The sequence below is a fragment of the Nitrospirillum amazonense genome, from assembly GCF_029594735.1.
Taxonomy (GTDB): domain Bacteria; phylum Pseudomonadota; class Alphaproteobacteria; order Azospirillales; family Azospirillaceae; genus Nitrospirillum; species Nitrospirillum amazonense.
On record NZ_JARPAF010000002.1, the window covers coordinates 1,749,777 to 1,768,131 of the forward strand.

Annotated in this window: 13 protein-coding genes; 4 read left to right on the top strand and 9 right to left on the bottom strand. The window is 66.7% G+C overall.

The window, feature by feature from the left end:
* Positions 1 to 51 precede the first annotated feature (51 nt).
* From P5F91_RS14070 to P5F91_RS14090, 5 genes are all read right to left on the bottom strand, one after another.
* Positions 52 to 1,353 (bottom strand): hypothetical protein, encoded by a 1,302-nt coding sequence (locus P5F91_RS14070; RefSeq protein ID WP_277907442.1) that lies wholly within the window; start codon positions 1,351 to 1,353, stop codon positions 52 to 54.
* A 137-nt stretch (positions 1,354 to 1,490) separates the two neighbouring features.
* Entirely contained in the window at positions 1,491 to 2,264 is a 774-nt protein-coding gene (gene kduD / locus P5F91_RS14075) for a 2-dehydro-3-deoxy-D-gluconate 5-dehydrogenase KduD (RefSeq protein ID WP_145609354.1), read from the bottom strand.
* A gap of 14 nt (positions 2,265 to 2,278) precedes the next feature.
* Positions 2,279 to 3,124: a 5-dehydro-4-deoxy-D-glucuronate isomerase gene (gene kduI, locus P5F91_RS14080; RefSeq protein WP_277907443.1), complete on the bottom strand. Its 846-nt coding sequence runs from the start codon at positions 3,122 to 3,124 to the stop codon at positions 2,279 to 2,281.
* A gap of 84 nt (positions 3,125 to 3,208) precedes the next feature.
* A complete protein-coding gene (gene uxaC, locus P5F91_RS14085) occupies positions 3,209 to 4,627 on the bottom strand; it encodes a glucuronate isomerase (RefSeq protein WP_277907444.1) in 1,419 nt (472 codons plus the stop codon).
* Between the two features lie 166 nt (positions 4,628 to 4,793).
* A complete protein-coding gene (locus P5F91_RS14090) occupies positions 4,794 to 5,909 on the bottom strand; it encodes a LacI family DNA-binding transcriptional regulator (RefSeq protein ID WP_246134250.1) in 1,116 nt (371 codons plus the stop codon).
* A gap of 289 nt (positions 5,910 to 6,198) precedes the next feature.
* Here P5F91_RS14090 and P5F91_RS14095 point away from each other — a divergent pair, with 289 nt between their 5' ends.
* Positions 6,199 to 7,551, top strand: a complete 1,353-nt coding sequence (locus P5F91_RS14095; RefSeq protein ID WP_145609351.1) for a pectate lyase family protein — start codon at positions 6,199 to 6,201, stop codon at positions 7,549 to 7,551.
* Between the two features lie 64 nt (positions 7,552 to 7,615).
* Here P5F91_RS14095 and P5F91_RS14100 read toward each other — a convergent pair whose 3' ends face one another.
* From P5F91_RS14100 to P5F91_RS14115, 4 genes are all read right to left on the bottom strand, one after another.
* Positions 7,616 to 8,263, bottom strand: coding sequence for an invasion associated locus B family protein (locus P5F91_RS14100; protein WP_145609350.1), 648 nt, complete (start codon positions 8,261 to 8,263; stop codon positions 7,616 to 7,618).
* 216 nt (positions 8,264 to 8,479) lie between these two features.
* Positions 8,480 to 9,496: a 2-oxoadipate dioxygenase/decarboxylase family protein gene (locus P5F91_RS14105; protein ID WP_145609349.1), complete on the bottom strand. Its 1,017-nt coding sequence runs from the start codon at positions 9,494 to 9,496 to the stop codon at positions 8,480 to 8,482.
* 14 nt (positions 9,497 to 9,510) lie between these two features.
* Complete coding sequence (gene amaB / locus P5F91_RS14110) at positions 9,511 to 11,034, bottom strand: L-piperidine-6-carboxylate dehydrogenase (protein ID WP_211106851.1); 1,524 nt, start codon at positions 11,032 to 11,034, stop codon at positions 9,511 to 9,513.
* A gap of 44 nt (positions 11,035 to 11,078) precedes the next feature.
* Positions 11,079 to 12,191, bottom strand: a complete 1,113-nt coding sequence (locus P5F91_RS14115; protein WP_040849010.1) for a saccharopine dehydrogenase family protein — start codon at positions 12,189 to 12,191, stop codon at positions 11,079 to 11,081.
* A 103-nt stretch (positions 12,192 to 12,294) separates the two neighbouring features.
* Here P5F91_RS14115 and P5F91_RS14120 point away from each other — a divergent pair, with 103 nt between their 5' ends.
* The 3 genes from P5F91_RS14120 to P5F91_RS14130 all read left to right on the top strand — a co-directional run bounded on the left by P5F91_RS14120 (position 12,295) and on the right by P5F91_RS14130 (position 18,225).
* On the top strand, positions 12,295 to 12,747 hold the full coding sequence (locus tag P5F91_RS14120) for an Lrp/AsnC family transcriptional regulator (RefSeq protein WP_211106850.1): 453 nt from the start codon (positions 12,295 to 12,297) through the stop codon (positions 12,745 to 12,747).
* A 406-nt stretch (positions 12,748 to 13,153) separates the two neighbouring features.
* The gene (locus P5F91_RS14125; RefSeq protein WP_246134249.1) at positions 13,154 to 16,150 is read left to right on the top strand and encodes a TonB-dependent receptor domain-containing protein; all 2,997 of its coding nucleotides are present in this window, start codon (positions 13,154 to 13,156) and stop codon (positions 16,148 to 16,150) included.
* Positions 16,151 to 16,320: 170 nt separating this feature from the next.
* Positions 16,321 to 18,225 carry a tetratricopeptide repeat protein gene (locus P5F91_RS14130; RefSeq protein WP_277907445.1) on the top strand — a complete coding sequence of 635 codons (1,905 nt, stop codon included), beginning with the start codon at positions 16,321 to 16,323 and terminating at the stop codon, positions 18,223 to 18,225.
* Positions 18,226 to 18,355 lie beyond the last annotated feature (130 nt).

The window sequence follows — 18,355 nt, forward strand, 5'->3', positions numbered from 1 at the left end:
GAGAACGCGACCGATGCCGTTTCCTCAATAGGACCAGACCATCCGCCGGCCTCAGCGCTTGGTCAACACCATGTTCCAACCGGGGCTGGCCTCCGGGAAGGAAACCTGGGTTCCCGGCGGGGCGTTGTCGAAAGCCTCCACCGCTTGGTGATAGGCGGCGAACGTGCCGCTGCGCGTCGGGTACAGCCAATCCGCCCACACCCCTACCATGAAGGCGCACAGCAGGGCGCAAGCCGGAATGCGGAACTTGGCCGGCGCCTTGCACGCCAGAATCAGGCAGGCGGTGAAAAAGATAAGGATGGGAATGACGAAATAGCGGCCACCGTATCCCAGCATGCCCAGCAGGGCCCATTGGTCACCCACCGGCGAGCCGGCTGGGCTTACCAGGGCGCAGGCCAGCAGGATAAGCCCGGCAAGGCAGAATTTACGGAAGCTCGATGGCCCCTTCACCAGCGCCAAGGCAATGATGGACAGGCCCGCCAGGGCGATGGCCCATGCCATCGCAGGCTGCTGCCATAGCGCGCCCTGCTTCAGGACGCCGACGTTGGCGGTGCCCAACACGCCGCTGAGGAACACCTGATCCGTCAGCATGCGCGCCAGCCTCGCGGCACTGGCACCCAGCACCAGGCTCTGACGCTCCCCCGCCCCCAGGGTGAGCAGGCACAGGACCTGGATCAAGGCGGTGGCCCCGATGACCGCTGCCTGAATGAAGGCATGGCGCCGCTGATCTGGGGCCGCACCCAACCATTGCCACAGGGCGGCAGGGGCCAGGAACAGGCAGAACGGCCCCGTAAGCCCGCTGACCAGCAACACGCCATACTGAAGCGCCCGCCAGCCCCACCCCTGCGGCGCCGGCAGCACCAGCATCAGGAAGGACAGGAGCATCAGGTGCCATTGGGCATTGGTCAGGTTCAAATGGATTTCGTAGGAATTGGGAACGCCCAGGTAAAAGACCGCGAGCGCCCCTCGCGCCCAGAGGGAGGGAACAAGCGGCGCCCCCCGCAAAAGCAACAGAACGGCGGGCGCCACCTGGGCGACGAAGCCGCCAGCCATCATCCACCCCGGCAGCCATCCCAGCGGCAGGGCCCGGGCGGCCAGGGCCATGGCATAGGGGAAAAGGTTGATGTATCCGGCGCTGGGCATGACCAGCACCCTGAGGCCCTTGGTATAGGCGTTCTGGAACCAGATGACGCCATCCTCAGCCCACAGGGTCGGATGCATCACCCAGTCCGCGTCGCGGCTGACCAGCAACGCGGACAGGACAACGACGGCCAGGATCTTGACGACGAGGGAACCGGCCAGACGCCGCCCGACGGCCAGTCGGCTGATCAGCGGAAGAGGCGTGTCGGTCACGGTCGAGGCTCACCTGATAGTATCGCTGTCGCGACCTGCAATCGACCATACCTACCGCATCAGCCGGTACCATGGAACTTTTTCGGCCAGAATTTCCGACAGGCGCCCTCACCGGCCCCGGCGCCCGCGTGCGGGGATCACCGGGCCAGCCACCCCCCGTCGACCGCCAGGACGGTGCCGTGCACATAGTCGGCGGCAGCGGAGGACAGGAACACCGCCGCCCCGCCCAGATCCTCCGGGCGCCCCCAGCGGCCGGCGGGGATGCGGGCCAGGATGTCGCGGTTCCGCGTCTCGTCGTTGCGCAGCGCCTCGGTATTGTTGGTGGCGAAGTAACCGGGGGCGATGGCGTTGACGTTGATGCCCTTGGCCGCCCACTCGTTGGCCAACAGCTTGGTCAATCCCGCGATGCCGCTCTTGCTGGCGGTATAGGACGCCACGCGGATGCCGCCCTGGAAGGACAGCATGGAGGCGATGTTGATGATCTTGCCGCCCCCGTGGCCCCCATTTCCCTGGTCCACCATGCGGCGCGCCACGGCCTGGGCCAGGAAGAAGGGCGTCTTCAGATTCACGTTCATCACCAGGTCCCAATCGTCCTCGGAGAATTCCAGGGCGTCGGCCCGGCGGATGGTGCCGGCGTTGTTGATCAGGATGTCGATACGGCCGAAGGCGGCGACGGCTTGGTCCACCACCTGCTGCACCACGCCGACACTGTCGAGATCGGCATGGACGAAGTGGAAGCGGGCGCCCACCTCCTTGACCGCCGCCTCGGTTTCCGTAGGCGTGCTGCGGCCGGCGGCCACGATGTCGGCGCCGGCCCGGGCCAGCGCCACGGCCAGGCCCTGCCCCAGGCCGGTGTTGGCGCCGGTGACCAGGGCCACGCGGCCCGTCAGGTCGAAGGGGTTATAAGCCATGGGATCACCCTCCCTCAGCGCAGCTGGCAAATGTCCAGGACCTTCATGTCGGTGTAGTCGAGGTTCTCCCCGCCCATGGCCCAAATGAAGGAATAGTTGGCGGTGCCGGAGCCCATGTGGATGGACCAGGGCGGCGACACCACGGCCTCCTCATTGGCGACCACGATGTGGCGGGCCAGCTCCGGCTCACCCATGAAATGAAAGACGCGCTGGTCGTCCTTGATGTCGAAGTAGAAATAGACCTCTGACCGGCGGTCGTGCAGGTGGGGCGGCATGGTGTTCCACACGCTGCCCGGCTTCAGCATGGTCAGGCCCAGCAACAGCTGCGCCGACTGGCAGGTCTGGGGCACGATGTACTGGTAGATCGTGCGCTCGTTGCTGGTCTCCAGCGCCCCGCGCTCCAGCGGCACGGCTTGGTCGATGGATATCTTCACCGTCTTGAAACGAGCGTGGGCCGGCGTGCTGGCCAGGTAGAACTTGGCCGGGTGGGCGGCATCGGCCGAGGCGAACACCACCGCCTCCGTCCCCATGGGTACATACAGGCCGTCGCGCGACGCCAGCTCGTAAACCGTGCCATCCACGGTGACCGTGCCGGGGCCGCCGACATTGACGATGCCGAGTTCCCGCCGTTCCAGGAAGGGCTTGCCAGCGGCCGAGGCCGGTTCCGTCTGCAGGGGCAGGTTTATGGGGGCGTCCACCGGGGCGGCACCGCCGATGATGAAGCGTTCGTTATGGGAATAGTTCAGGCTGACCTCACCGGCCACGAACAGGTCGGTAATGAGATAGCGGTCGCGCAGCTGCTGGTTACGGGCGCCATCCATCATGTCGGGATGGGTCGCCTGATAAACCTTCTTGAACATGGCCATTCTCCCCGTTTGTTTGTGGTTTCCCCGTCTGGGGAAGAGGTGCGGCGCGGATGTCATCTTCCCCGCAACACCCCATCGTCAGTCCAGCTTGTAGGCGCGCTTGGGCAGGCGGTAGGCCAGGTCCACCGCCACCTCCGCCGCGTCGTCCTCATCGATGCGGTGTTCCGCCACCAGGCGGGCCAGGAAGGCGCAATCTACCCGGCGGGCCACGTCGTGGCGGGCGGGGATGGACAGGAAGGCGCGGGTGTCGTCGTTGAAGCCCACGGTGTTGTAGAAGCCCGCCGTTTCCGTCGTCTGCTCGCGGAAGCGCATCATCCCCTCCGGGCTGTCGTGGAACCACCAAGCGGGGCCCAGCTTCAGCACCGGGTAATGGCCGGCCAGCGGCGCCAGCTCGCGGGCATAGACCGTCTCATCCAGGGTGAACAGGATGACGGACAGGCGCGGATCGTTGCCGTAACGGTCCAGCAACGGCTTCAGCGCATGGACATATTCGGTGCGCAGCGGGATGTCGGCGCCCTTGTCGCGGCCATAGCGCTGGAAGATCTGGTGGTTGTGATTGCGGAAGGAACCGGGGTGGATCTGCATGACCAGCCCGTCCTCCAGGCTCATGCCCGCCATCTCGGTCAGCATCTGGGCCCGGAACAGCTCGGCATCCGCCGCCGTGAAGGTGCCCTTGACCACGCGGGCAAAGAGGGCCTCGGCCTCGGTCGGCGACAGGTCGGCGGTGGCGGCGGTGACGTGGCCATGGTCGCTGCTGGTGGCGCCTACGGCCTTGAAGTCGATGCGACGCTTCCGATGGGCGTTCAGATAGCCCCGCCAGCTGTACACGTCCTCACCGGTGATGGCGGCGAACTGTTCCATGGCCGGGCGGAAGTTCTCGTGCTCCGGATCGATGACGGCGTCCGGGCGATAGGCGGTGATGACCTTGCCCTTCCAGCCGCTGTCGCGGATGGCCTCATGATGGGCCAGCGTGTCCACCGGGCTTTCCGTGGTGGCGATGACCTCGATGTTGAACCGCTCGAACAGGGCGCGGGGGCGGAATTCCTCCGTCGCCAGCTTGGCGGTGATGGTGTCGAAGTACAGGTCGGCGGTCTCGGCGCCGAGCTTCACATCCAGCCCGAAGACCTGGGTGAACACATGGTTCAGCCAGGTGGAGGACGGGGTGCCGCGGAACAGGTGGAAGTTCCGGGCCAGCAGGCGCCAGGCCTCGCGCGGGTCCACATCGGGAGCCGGCTGGCCGGCGGCCGGAATGCCCAGCTGCTCCAAGGTCACGCCCTGGCTGTAGAGCATGCGGTAAAGATAGTGGTCCGGCTGCAGCAGCAGGGCGGTGGCGTTGGGAAACGCCTCGTTGCCGGCGAACCACGACGGGTCGGTGTGGCCGTGCGGGCTGATGATGGGCAGGCCCTTCACCAGGGCGTACAGGCGTCGGGCGATGGCGCGAACCGCCGGGTCGGCGGGAAACAGGCGATCGTCGTGCAGGGTCAGGTTCTGGGCCATCCGGGCCTTCCTTCACTATCCGCCAAGATGCGGCAAACGTTGTTGCAGGAACGGCGTCCGGATGTCCGGTGGGCCGCTCTCCTCCCACCCCATGTGGTAACGATCTTGGTAACCGGTGTCAATTTCGCATCGCTTACCCGGCGCCAAAACAGGCGCAAGGTTGGGATCAGCCCCGGGGCGGCACGGAGGACTCGCGCACCACCATGCGGCTGACAACGCCGGTGGCGGTGTGCCCCTCCTCCTCATCGCTGGAGATGCGGATGATCAGCTTTTCCGCCGCCAGCCGCCCCAGATCCTTGGCCGGCAGGCGCACGGTGGTCAGCGACGGCCACAGCCGGGTGGCGATGGGGCTGTCGTCGAAGCCCACGATGGTCAGGTCCCGGGGGATGCTGATGCCCAGGCGCTGCGCCGTCTTGTAGACACCGGCCGCCATCTCGTCGTTGCTGGCGAAGATGGCGGTGGGCCGGGGCTCCCGCGTCAGCAGCCGGGTGGCGCAGACCTCACCGGATTCGAAGGTGTAGGCGCCCTCCTCCACCATCTCGGGACGCAGGGTGATGCCGTGGCTTTTCAGCGCGCCGACGAAGCTCTCCCGGCGTTCATGGGCGGAGCGGTGACGCGACGGGCCGGCGATGAAGCCGATGTCACGGTGGCCCAGGGCGGCCAGATGCTCCGCCACCTCCGCCGCCCCTTGCCGGTCGTTGTAGACCACCATGTTGGCGGCCTCGTCCAGCGACACGGCGGACAGGCGGACATAGCGGCAACCCAGGTCCCGCAGCACCTCGACCAACTGCGGGTTTTCCGACGCGGGCGGCACGACGATGACGCCGTCCAGGTTCTGGCGCTGCACGAACTGCTTGGCATCGTTCAGGAAATGCGGGCTTTTCTGGTCGCAGGGATGCACCACCAGTTCGAACCCCGCCAGGCGGCAGGCGGCCAGCACGCCTTCCTGGATGTTCACGATGAACTGGGCGTTGGGATTGTCATAGACCAGGCCCAGCAGGAAGGACCGCTGAAAGGCCAAGCCACGCGCCTGGGGGCTGGGCACGTAGCCGATCTGCTCGATGATGCCGTTGATGATGGTGCGCGTCTCTTCATTCACGAAGGGCGACTGGTTGATGACGCGCGACACCGTCTTCTTGGACACGTGCGCCAGACGGGCCACGTCGTTGATGGTGGGCGGCCGGTCCAGGGTCCAGGTCACGGCCTCCACGGCCACGGTCTGGATGGCGGCGGCACGTCCCCGCCGGGGGCGCCCCTTACGCGGCGCGGCATCCTGGGTCATCGCTGGTCTTCTTCTCGTTATTCTTTTCCAGGGCTTCTTTTTGAAGTGCCCGCTCAGGCTTCCTAACATGCCGCGTCCCGCGCGCCGCCGCAAAAGGGATTTGCGGCCCCCGCCCGTCGCCGGCCTCCGCACCGCCGGCTTCCCGGGCGTCATTCCGCCGCACCCCCGGAATTGCACCCTTGCCCCATTAGGAAACCGGTGTCATTTATTGACGCCGGGAGCGGGGTCCAGCACGCTTGACGTGTCGCGGCCCGCCATCGCCATAACAAACATCTGGGAGGATAGACCGTTGATCAGACGTATTCTGGCCACCACCGCCCTGGCCACGCTGCTGGCCGCCGGTGGCGTGGCTGTCAGCAGCGCCGGCGCCGCCGAGAAAGCGGACCAGCTGGCCTTTCCCGGCGCCGTGGGCTGGGCGGCGCACACGCCCGGCGGGCGCGGCGGCAAGATCATCAAGGTGACCAACCTTAACAATGAGGGGCCCGGCTCCTTCCGCGAAGCCATCGAGACCAAGGGCCCGCGCATCATCGTGTTCGAGGTCGGCGGCGTCATCGACCTGAACCAGAAGACCATCAAGCTGGATGAGCCCTTCGTCACCATCGCCGGGCAGACCGCCCCCTCCCCCGGCATCACCCTGATCCGCGGCGGCATGGATGTCAGCGCCCACGACGTGGTGATGCAGCACATCCGCATCCGCGTGGGCGATGCCGGCGCGCCCAAGAAGAGCGGCTGGGAGGAGGATGCCTTCAGCACGGTGAAAGCCGCCTACAACGTCATCGTCGACCATTGCAGCCTGACCTGGGCGACGGATGAGAACCTGTCCGCTTCCGGCCCCCGCTTCAACGGCAACACGCCAGACGAATGGCGCGAGCACACCTCGCACCGCATTACCTATTCCAACAACATCATCGCCGAAGGGCTGGCCCGCGCCACCCACCTGAAGATCGAGCACTCCAAGGGCTCGCTCATCCACGACAACATCACCGACATCCTGATCGTCGGCAACCTGTACGCCCACAATGTGGAGCGCAGCCCCCTGTTCAAGGGCGGCGTCCACGGCGTCATCGTCAACAATCTGATCTACGATCCCGGCCAGCGGGCGGTGCACTACAACCTGCAGGCCGAAGAGTGGGGCGACCATCCCTATCAGGTCGGCCAGATGGCGGCGGTGGGCAACGTGCTGCGGGCCGGCCCCTCCACCCCCACGCCGCTGGCGTTCCTGGAGATCGGCGGCTATGGCGACCTGGAGTACTACGGCAAGGATAACATCGCCGTGGACCGGGCGGGCGAGCCCCTGCCCCTGATGGGCCGCTACACCACCTCGCCCGCCAAGGTGATCGAGATGGACAAGCCGCCGTTGTGGCCGGAAGGCCTGACAGCCCTGCCGGCGGCCGAGGTGCAGAAGTCCGTGCTGCACAACGCCGGCGCCCGCCCCTGGGACCGTGACTACGACGACGTGCGCCTGTTGGCCGACGTGGCCGAGGGCCGGGGTGAGATCATCAACAGCCAGGATGACATCCACGGCTATCCCACTGAGAAGCCCAGCACCCGGCCCTTCAACCCGGCCGATTGGAACCTGGACGACATGACCCCCCGCACCGCGACGGCGCTGGACGCCAAGTCCAAGGCCCGGGGAACCTGATCCCCAAGGAAAAAGGGCGACGCCCGCATGAGACGCCGCCCTTTTTCCTTGATCCGGACCCGGCTTATTTCTTCGGCTGGTCCGCAGGCTTGTCGGTGGGCTTGTCAGCCGGCTTCGGGGCCGGCGGCGGCCCCAGGCTCTGCAGCGCGGGCGCCAGACCGCCCAGCTGCACCGGGACGTCCATGGGTGTCTTGTCCGGCTTGGCATAGCGCACCATCAGCACCTTGCCGGTGGTGAACTGCTTCAGCACGTCCTGGTCCAGGTTGGCGGAGGCGATGCAGCCGCCCTGCTGGCACAGGGTCAGCGGCAAGGGGATGGGCTTGGCGCCGTCCAGCGTCAGTTGCAGGCCCGGCTGCACCGGCGTGCCCAGCGGCACGGTGATGACCAGAACCGGCTTGCCGTCGGCCGACATGTAGCCGATCTGGACGTGCAGCACGATGGCGTTGCCCGGGTTGGCGATGGCGAACTGCTCGACATAGCAAACGTCACCGCCATTGGCGTCCTTGGCGCAATTCTTGGCCCAGGCCGGTCCCGCCGGCTTCTGCGCCTCGGCCGCGGTGGACTTGGCCGAGCTGGCCTTGTGATGCTGGTACAGCATGATGCCGCCCACGGTCAGCAGCCCCAGCAGCAGCAGCAGGCCGATCACGATGAGGGGGGTGCGCGAACCGCCGGTGGATGCGGTGGCGGGCGCGGGGTCCTCTTTATTGGTCATGGATATGCTTTTTTCTGTTTATGGCGCGAGACCGCCGGAGCCCGGATTGCCCCAGCCCCCGGGGCAGCAATGATCAGACACGGGATTGTGGGGAGAACCCGGTATCCGGTCAACCTCTCGCTCCACCGGCGACGGGCTCGAGCGCCCCATATCACATCCCCCCCGCCCCACCCTGTTCATAAGGATGGGACCGGGCGCGCGTACCGTCACAAATGGTCAGCAGGCAGAGGCCGCCGCCGTCATCTTGAAGATGCCCTGGGCATTGCCGCTGTCGAATCGCAGGTCCAGCCGGCGGCCTGCTTCGGTGTCGATGAGGTCGCGCGAAATGAACTCATAGAACGATCCCGGCACCACGCGGCTGACCGTGTCGCCCCGGGCGTCGACGAACGGCCGTTCCACCATGGCCGCCCGCAGCGCCGTCTGGCGGACCGTGCCGTCGCGCGATACCTCCACCTTGGGCTTCATCTCATAACCGCGGGCCTTCAGCTCCTCCGCCAGCGCCTCCACATCCGGCACCCGGTCGGTGGCGTGGTTGAAGCGATTGCCCTCGGTGGCGATCCAGGCAAGCTCCGCCGATTCCGCCAGCAGCGTCTCGTATTGCGCCAGGGTGGGCACCGGGTGGTGCCGGTCGAACAGGCGCGCCAGCTCGCCCACCAGGCCGGTCGCCTCGTCCAGGCTCAGCGTGCCGCCGGCGGCCAGGCGGTCCAGCAGGCCCTTGGCCTCGGCGGCCAAGGGGTCCACCTTTACCTGGAACACCTGCTGCGCCGCTGCCTGCACCTCGGGTGAGAAGCGGTCGGGAAAGATTTCACTGACGAAGAACTGGGCGATGTCGTCGGGATAGTCGCGGTGGGTGTAGGCGTAGCCCATCATGCGCAGCCGCTCCAGCGGGTAGGTCCCGCCGACGTGATAGCCCAGCGGCTCCAGCACCCGGGCGAAGGCGGCGTGGCCGGGCGGCAGCGCCCCCAGGCCGGGGGCGTTCACCGTGCGCAGGGCGCCGTGGTCGAACACCATGCGCCCGCCCTGCTCCCGCACATAGCGGGCCCCCTCCGGCACCTCGCGCAGCAGGCCCCGGAACAGCAGCATGGTCAGGGCCTGGGCCAGCGCGGCGCGCGGCACCGCGTCGCCATGGTCGGCCAGGAAATCGGGATGCAGGGCCAGCATCTCCATCAGCCGGCCGGCCTCCTCCGAGCCGACCAGCCCCTGGGCGATCTTCTGGACGGTGGGCGTCTTCATGGGACGGTCCCTCCTCAACCGATGTCGAACTGCACGCCCTGGGCAAGCGGCAGTGATCTCGAGTAATTGATGGTGTTGGTGGCCCGCCGCATATAGGCCTTCCAGCTGTCCGACCCGGCCTCGCGCCCGCCGCCCGTCTCCTTCTCGCCACCGAAGGCGCCGCCGATCTCGGCGCCCGACGGGCCCAGGTTGACGTTGGCGATGCCGCAGTCGGAACCGGCCGGGCTCATGAAGGTCTCGGCCTCGCGCATGTCGGTGGTGAAGATGCTGGAGGCCAGCCCCTGCGGCACGCCGTTCTGCAGCGCAATGGCCTGGTCCAGGTCGCGGTAGCGGACGACGTAGAGAATGGGGGCGAAGGTTTCTTCCAGCATGGGGCCGGCCTGGTCCGGCATGACCACCAGCGCCGGGCGCACGTAATAGGCGTCGCCCGAGCCCACATCCACGCGGTCGCCGCCGATGACGGTGCCGCCGGCGGCCTTGGCGGCGGCCAGTGCCTGGACCATGCCCTCGTAGGATGCCTTGTCGATCAGCGGGCCCACCAGGGTGCCGGCCTCGCGCGGGTCGCCCACCTTGACGCTGCGGTAGGCGGCCGCCAGCCGGTCCAGCAAGCGGTCGGCCACGGCCTCATGCACGATCAGGCGGCGCAGGGTGGTGCAGCGCTGGCCGGCCGTGCCCATCGCGGCGAAGGCGATGCCGCGCACCGCCAGTTCCAGGTCGGCCGACGGCGCCACGATGGCGGCGTTGTTGCCGCCCAGTTCCAGGATGGCGCGGGCGAAGCGTGCCGCCAGGCGGGGCGCCACGGCCCGGCCCATGCGGGTGGAGCCGGTGGCCGAGACCAGCGGCACCAGCGGATGGTCCACCAGGGCCTGGCCCACGTCGGCATGCCCCTGTGCCAGGATGGACAAGCCGTCCGGAGCGGAGCCGAACTTGGCGGCGGCGCGGTCGAAGGCCGCCTGCACGGCGATGGCGGTCAGGGGCGTCTTTTCCGACGGCTTCCAGATGACGCTGTTGCCGCAGACCAGGGCCAGGGCGGCGTTCCACGACCAGACCGCCACGGGGAAGTTGAAGGCGCTGATGACGCCGCAGACACCCAGCGGATGCCAGGTTTCCATCAGCCGATGGCCCGGCCGCTCCGTGGCGATGGTCAGGCCGTACAGCTGACGGGACAGGCCGACCGCGAAGTCGCAGATGTCGATCATCTCCTGCACTTCGCCCAGGCCTTCGGACAGGATCTTGCCGGCCTCCAGCGTCACCAGCAGGCCCAGTTCGGTGCGTACCGCGCGCAGTTCCTCGCCCAGCAGGCGCACCAGTTCACCCCGGCGGGGGGCCGGCACCACGCGCCAGGCCAGGTGCGCCGCATGCGCCTTGCGCACCAGCGCATCGACATCGGCGGCCGACAGGGCCGTCACCCGCCCCGCTTCGCCGCCATCGATGGGGCTGCGCGCCACGATGTCGCCGCCCGCCAGCACGGCCCGGTCCACGCCCAGCCGGTCCAGCACCGCCAGAATATCACGCCGGGTTTCGCCCACTGCCGTCATCGCTTCTTCCCTCATGCTGCTTCTTGCTTAAACGGTTGGCCCGATCAGGCGACGCGCGCCACCACCTGGTCCACCGGGTTCGCCCCCTGATAGGCGCGGCCGAAGCGATTGGCCAGGAAATCATCCAGGGCGATGTCTTCCTGGCGGATGAAGCCGTGCGACGGCAGGCGACCGTCGGCCAGCATGTCCAGCACGGCGCAGATGCCGGCGGCGGTGGTCGTCTGGATGGCGGTGCGCTGCCGGCCATGGGCATAGTCGCCGAAGACGCGGCTGGAATAGCTTTCCTGGGTCAGCTGGCCGTCCAGCATGCCGCTGACGGTGACGAAGATGACCACCACGTCCTGCATGGTGGCGGGCAAGGCCCCCTCCAGCACCGTCTTGAACAGGTCGCGCCGGTCGCGCAAGCGCAGATCGTTCAGCAGGGTCTTCATCAGCTGGCAGTGGCCGGGATAGCGGATGGTCTTGTAGTTCAGGGTGCGCACCCGGCCCTTCAGCACCTCCGCCAGGCTGCCCAGGCCGCCGGAGGTGTTGAACGCCTCATATGGCACGCCATCCAGCCAGAACTCCTCCCGCTCCTCCAGCGCCGGTACCTCGCGCAGCGCGCCCTCCACGATGGCCTCGCAGGGCTCGCAATACTCGTTGATGACGCCGTCGGTGCTCCAGGTCAGGTTATAGCCCAGCGAATTGCTGGCGTAGCGCGGCAGGGCGCCCACGCGCAGGCGCACGGCCTCCAGCGTGTCGAACTTCTTGGCCAGGCTGCCGGCGACGATGGAGATGAAGCCGGGCGCCAGGCCGCACTGGGGGATGAAGGCGTTGGGGGCGTTGGCCGCCAGTTCCTTCACCCGGCGGGTGGTGGCCACGTCCTCCGTCAGGTCCAGGTAATGGCATCGGGCGATGGCCGCGGCCTCCGCCACCTTGATGGTCAGGTGATAAGGGGCGGCGCTCAGCACGGCGTAGGCCCCGGTCAGCGCCTCGGTAAGGGCGGCCACGTCGCTGATGTCGACCTCGCGCCGTTCGATGGGCAGGCGTTTGGAGACGCCTTCGAGCGCCTTGGCCGACCGGTCCAGCACCGTCACCAGGAAATCGCCCGACCCCGCCAGGTTCTCCGCGATGATGGACCCGATCTTGCCCGCCCCGACGACGACGATGCGACGCATGTGTGCTCTCCCGTTCAAAGTTCCCTGTTGGAACGACTGTCGGGCAAACCCTTGACGGAATGAACAGTCAATGCGACCAATCTGACGGAAAATGGTGGGCAGAATGATCAGTCAGACCGACAGTTTTCAACCTGACGACCTGGATATCGCCCTGCTGCGCCTGCTGGAGGGGGACAGCCGGCTGCCCACCGTGACGCTGGCCAAGCGCCTAGGCGTGTCCCGCACCACGGTGCAGGCCCGGCTGGAACGCCTGGTATCACGCGGCGTCATCACAGCCTTCACCATCCGCCTGGATGAGGATTACCTGGCACGCCGCATCCAGGGCCATGTCGCCATCACCCTGTTGCCCAAGGCGGCGCGCCAGGTGGAAACCCGGCTGAAGGCCATGCCCCAGGTGCGCCAGCTCTACGCCGTCAGCGGCCCTTTCGACATGATCGCCGTCGTCTCCACCGAATCCATCGCCGAGATGAATAGGGTGATCGACGACATCGGCGCGGTGGAGGGGGTGGAGCGCACCAACTCCTCCATCATCCTGTCTCAGCGCCTGGCCCGCTGACCCCAGTCCCGCAGCCGCCTGCGGGGCTCCCTGAGTCGCCCCGCGGCCCTCGCGGGCGGCCCCGCCCTGTTTTTCGAAGATTACCCGCAAGGGCCTAGACCGTTCGAAAAGTGGCGCGAGTCGGTACTGCTTTTGTCTATTCCGTTCGATCTAAGCAAAACTGCCGGTAATTATGTTTCTGATTCATTTCAGGAATGCGCACGACTGTTACACAGCAGTTACACTCCGGAGTGAAACCGGTTGCTGAAATCGTCAATTTTGCGACGCAGCATTGACGAGCATAAATTATCCAAAATAGCCTTTCCCCGTTGGCCCCGATCACAAGGGGACACGGTTTCAGAAGAGATTTGTCTGGTTGGGGCCAGCAATATCAACAATCTCCAGAACAGCGGGGAAATCCATGGGCATGCCAAAATTCGGGCGGCGCGCATTGCTGCTGTCCTCGACCATGCTTGTCGGCGCCTTGGCGGTGGCGACGGATGCTGCGGCGCAACAGTCGGCCAGCGCCAGCACCGACATGCAGGAAATCGTCGTCACGGGCTCACGCATCAAACAGGCCGCGAACCTGACCAGCGACAGTCCACTGACGACGGTCGACAGCATCGAGATGAAGCTCCAGGGCACGACCAACGTCGAAACGATGCTGAACAACCTGCCCGGCATCACCGCGGCCCAGACCAACGCCCAGTCCAACGGCGCCACCGGCACCGCCACCATCAACCTGCGCAACCTGGGCGAAGCACGCACCCTGGTGCTGATCGACGGGCGCCGCATGCCTCTGGGCGACCCGACCTATCCATATGCGGACGTCAATTTCATTCCCGGCGCGCTGGTGGAAAGCGTGGACGTGGTCACCGGCGGCGCCTCGGCCGTCTATGGCTCGGACGCCGTGGCCGGTGTGGTGAATTTCAAGATGAAGCGCGACTTCGAAGGGGTGAAGGTCGACTACCAGTTCTCCGCCGCCCAGCACAGCAACGAGAACGATGATGCCCAGAAGGTCCTGAAGAGTTCCAAGTACCCGGTCACGGTCCCGGGCGACCGCTTCGACGGCTTCGTCCGCGACAGCTCCTTCGTCATGGGCGTCAACTCACCCAACAACAAGGGCAACGTCACCGCCTACGCCACTTATCGCTGGACCGAACCGGTGACGCAGGCCACCCGCGACTGGTCGGCGTGCACCATGGCCACCACCAGCAGCAATGAGGACGCGCTCGCCACCCAGGACAACCAGCGCTATTGCTCGGGCTCGTCCAACAGCGCCTATGCCCGCCTACGCACCAACGGCTCGGGCACCGGCTATTCGCTGAACCCGGACGGCTCCGCGTCCTTCGTGAAATACAACAGCGCGCTGGCCTTCAACTACGGCCCCTACAACTACATCCAGCGCCAGGATGAGCGGTACACCGGCGGTGCCTTCGCGCACTATGAGATCAGCCCGGCGTTCGACGTCTACACCGACTTCATGTTCATGTCCGACCACACCAAGGCGCAGATCGCGCCGTCGGGCTTCTTCAGCGGCACCACCTATTCCATCAACTGCGACAACCCGCTGATGTCGGCATCCGAGGCAACGACCCTGTGCGGCGCCAACGCCGGCAGCGCCACCGCCACCTGGAAAGGCTATGTCGCCTATCGCTTCACCGACAACAACGCGCCCCGCTACGATGACCTGCGGCACACCGACTACCGCTATGTCATCGGCACCAGGGGCGATCTGGGCGGCGGCTGGTCCTACGACGTTTACGCCCAGCATTCGGCGGTGATCTACAACGAGACCTATCAGAACGACGTTTCCATTGCCAAGCTGCAGAACGCGCTGCTGGCGAAGAACGTCAACGGCGTCGCCACCTGCGAATCCGTCATCAGCGGCACGGACACGGCCTGCGTGCCCATCAACATCTTCCAGCTGGGGAAGATCAGCAGCGCCGCCTACAACTACGTCTACACCACCAGCTTCAAGGAAGGCAGCACCACCCAGGACATCGTCAGCGGCACCGTCTCCGGCGACTTCGGTGCCTGGGGCGTGAAAAGCCCCTTCGCCAAGGATGCCGTGGCCGTCGCCCTGGGCAGCGAGTGGCGCCGCGACGCCATCGACCTGAAATACAGCGAGAACGTGCTGTCCGGCGACCTGTCGGGCTCCGGCGCCGGCACCACCCAGCCGGCCGTGGGCGCCACCGAGGTGAAGGACATCTTCGGCGAATTGCGCCTGCCGCTGGTGTCGGACCAGCCCTTCATCAAGGATCTGTCCATCGACGCCGGCTACCGCTGGTCGGACTACAACCTGGCGGGCAAGGCCAACACCTACAAGGCCAGCCTGAACTATGCCCCCATCAGCGACGTGGCCCTGCGCGGCGGCTACAACCACGCCGTCCGCGCGCCCAACATCATCGAGCTGTTCCAGACCAACACCTCGGGCATCGGCGGCGCGCTGGACCCCTGCTCCGGCTCCAACCCGTCGGCCTCGCTGGCCCAATGCGGCCGCACCGGCGTCACGGCCGCGCAGTACGGCAACATCTCCGAATGCACCTCCGTCGACGGCTGCAACACGCTAAGCGGCGGCAACAAGGCGCTGAAGCCGGAAACGGCCGACACCTATACCGCCGGCTTCGTCTTCACGCCGACCTTCATGCCCAACTTCGCGGCCACGGTCGATTACTACAACATCAAGATCCAGGATCTGATCGGCACGGTGCCGACCTCGCAGATCATGTCGCAATGCCTGAACACCGGTAACTCCTATTACTGCGACCTGATCCACCGCGGCGCCTCGGGCAGCCTGAATTCCAGTGACGGCTATTTCATCACCACCGACATCAACGCCGGCTATCGCCAGCAGGCGGGCGTCGACGTCTCCGGCACCTACCGTCAGGACCTGGAGGATCTGGGGATCAAGGACCTGGGCGGTGTGACCCTGAAGTTCATCGGTTCCTGGACGCAGTTCAACCGCTACCAGCCGCTGCTGCATGAGGCCAAGTACGACTGCGCCGGCCTGTACGGCAGCACCTGCGGCCAGCCCACGCCCCACTGGCGCCACCAGTTCCGCGTCACCTGGAACACGCCGTGGAATGCCGACCTGTCGGTCAACTGGCGCTACATCGGCGGCACCAGCCTGGACAACAACAGCACCGATCCCAGCCTGAACTCCGGTTCCGGCATCTACAACAACATCGACGGCAAGATCGCCGCCTACAATTACTTCGACCTCGCCGGGACCATCAACCTGATGGACCACTACACGCTGCGGTTCGGCATCAACAACCTGTTCGACAAGGACCCGCCCATCCAGTCCGCCAACGACGACTATGTCAGCGTGCTGGGCAGTTACGGCAACGGCAACACCTACCCCGGCATCTACGACACGCTGGGGCGGACGTTCTTCCTGGGCATCACCGCCGATTTCTGATCGGCGTGGGGGCATCACCGCCGATTTCTGATCGGCGTGGGAGCATCACCGCCGATTTCTAATCGCCGACTCCCGGAGCGGCTTATCGTATAATCTCGACACGCGGCGGGTCCCTACCCCAGGGGCCCGCCGTTTCTCACTCCCGTTCACGACGCATCGGCGCACGCCTCATGACCACCGGACAGTCCCCCTTCTCCATCCCCGTCACCCCGTCCGTTTCGGCGCCCCAGCGACAGCGCATCCAGGCGCTCATCCAGCAGGCCCTGGCCTTCCAGACGCGGGGCCAGTTGCATGAGGCGGAACAAATCCTGCTGCAGGTGCTGGCGGTGGACGCCTCGGAACCGGACGCGCTGCAGCTCATGGGCCTGATCGCCAAGCGCAACGGCAAGCTGGACCAGGCGGAACAGCTGCTGCGCCGCTCACTGGTCGTGAACAGCCGCCAGCCACATGTGAACTACAATCTGGGCAACCTGCTGAAGGACACCGGCCGCCCGGCCGAGGCGCTGCCCTTCTACGAAAAGGCCATCCTGTACAAGGCTGACTATGTCGAGGCCTACACCAACCGCGCCGAATGCCTGGCCGCGCTTGCCGGGACGGAAGCGGGCAATGCCCGCTCGCTGCTGGAAACGGCCCTGCCGCTCTACCGCCGCGCCTTGCAACTGCAGCCCGACTTCGTCCCGGCGCGCGTGGGCATGGCCGAGGCCTACCTGCAGCTGGGTGAGCCGCCGCACGCGGAAGAGGTGCTGCGCGCCGGCCTGACCCGGTTGCCCAACGACTTCTACCTGAACAACAGCCTGGGCACGGCGCTGCGCCGCCAGCAGCGGTTCGAGGAAGCCGCGCCCTACCTGAAGCGCGCGGTCGAGCGGGCCCCGGACCGCTGGCAGATCTGGCTGAACCTGGGCAACACCTTCCTGGCCCTAGGCCAGATGGACGACGCCATCGTCTGCTTCAAGAAGGTGGTGGTGCTGGATCCCGCCAACTACGCCGCGCAAAGCGCCCTGAACCAGGCGCTGTGGGAAACAGGCCAGCACACCCAGTTGCTGAACTCCTATGAATGGGCCAAGGAACGCAAGCCCAACGACCCTGAACTGCTGAAGATGGCGGCGGAGGCCTACATCCTGTTCGGCCGGCATGAGGAGGCGGAGGCCAATATCGCCGCCGTCGCCGCCCTGGAGCCCGACGCCCCCGCCCTTCCCCGCCTGCGCACCACCCTGCTGCTGGCCCAGCAGCGGGTGGAGGAAGCGCTGGACGCCGCCCGCCAGGGCCTGGCCACCGCGCCGGACGACCAGTTGCTGCTGCATCGGGTGGCCGAGTCCGCCCTGCGCCTGAACCGGCCGGCCGAGGCGCTGGAGGCCGCCCGGCGCCTGGACGCTGTGGCGCGGGACAGCCAGTTCGCCGCCGCCTTCCAGGCAACGGCCTATCGCCTGCTGGGCCAGCCGGATCCGCGCGGCCTCTATGATTACGACCGGTTCATCCAGTCCATCGACCTCGCGCCGCCGGCAGGCTATGCCGACCTGACGGCCTTCCACGCGGATCTGATGGCGGCGCTGGACGCCCAGCACGTGGCCACGCACGAACCCATCGAGCAGACGCTGCGCAACGGCACGCAGACGCGGGAGAATTTGTTCACGCGCGTGGGCGCGGCGCCTGTCATCCAGGCGCTGCGCGACAGCATCCTGGCCGCCACTCATCGCTATATCGCGGCCTTGCCGGACGATGCCGGCCACCCCTTCCTGCGGCGCAAGGGCCAGTCCCTGGTGTGGGCCGGATCATGGTCCGCCCGCCTGCGCGACCAGGGCTATCACACCAACCACATCCATCCCGAGGGCTGGATCAGCGGCTGCTATTACGTGGACATGCCCGACGTGGTGAAGGATGCCGAGGGCAAGCAGGGCTGGATTACCTTCGGCGCCTTCGCCCAGGGCACCGGCGCCACCCTGCCGTGGGAACGGGCCATCCAGCCGCGCCCCGGCCTGCTGGTGCTGTTCCCCAGCTACATGTGGCACGGCACCATCCCCTTCCACAGCGCGCAGACCCGCACGACCGTCGCGTTCGACATCGGCGGCCGGGCCTGACCGGCGGGGGTGGTCTGTAGGCGGCGCTATTGGGGGCGGCGCGTTGCCTATTTTTTGCGCTGCCCAAAAAACATGCTGCAATGCACTTTAACGCTTGCGGGCATTGATGGTACCGTGACCGGGTCAGGGC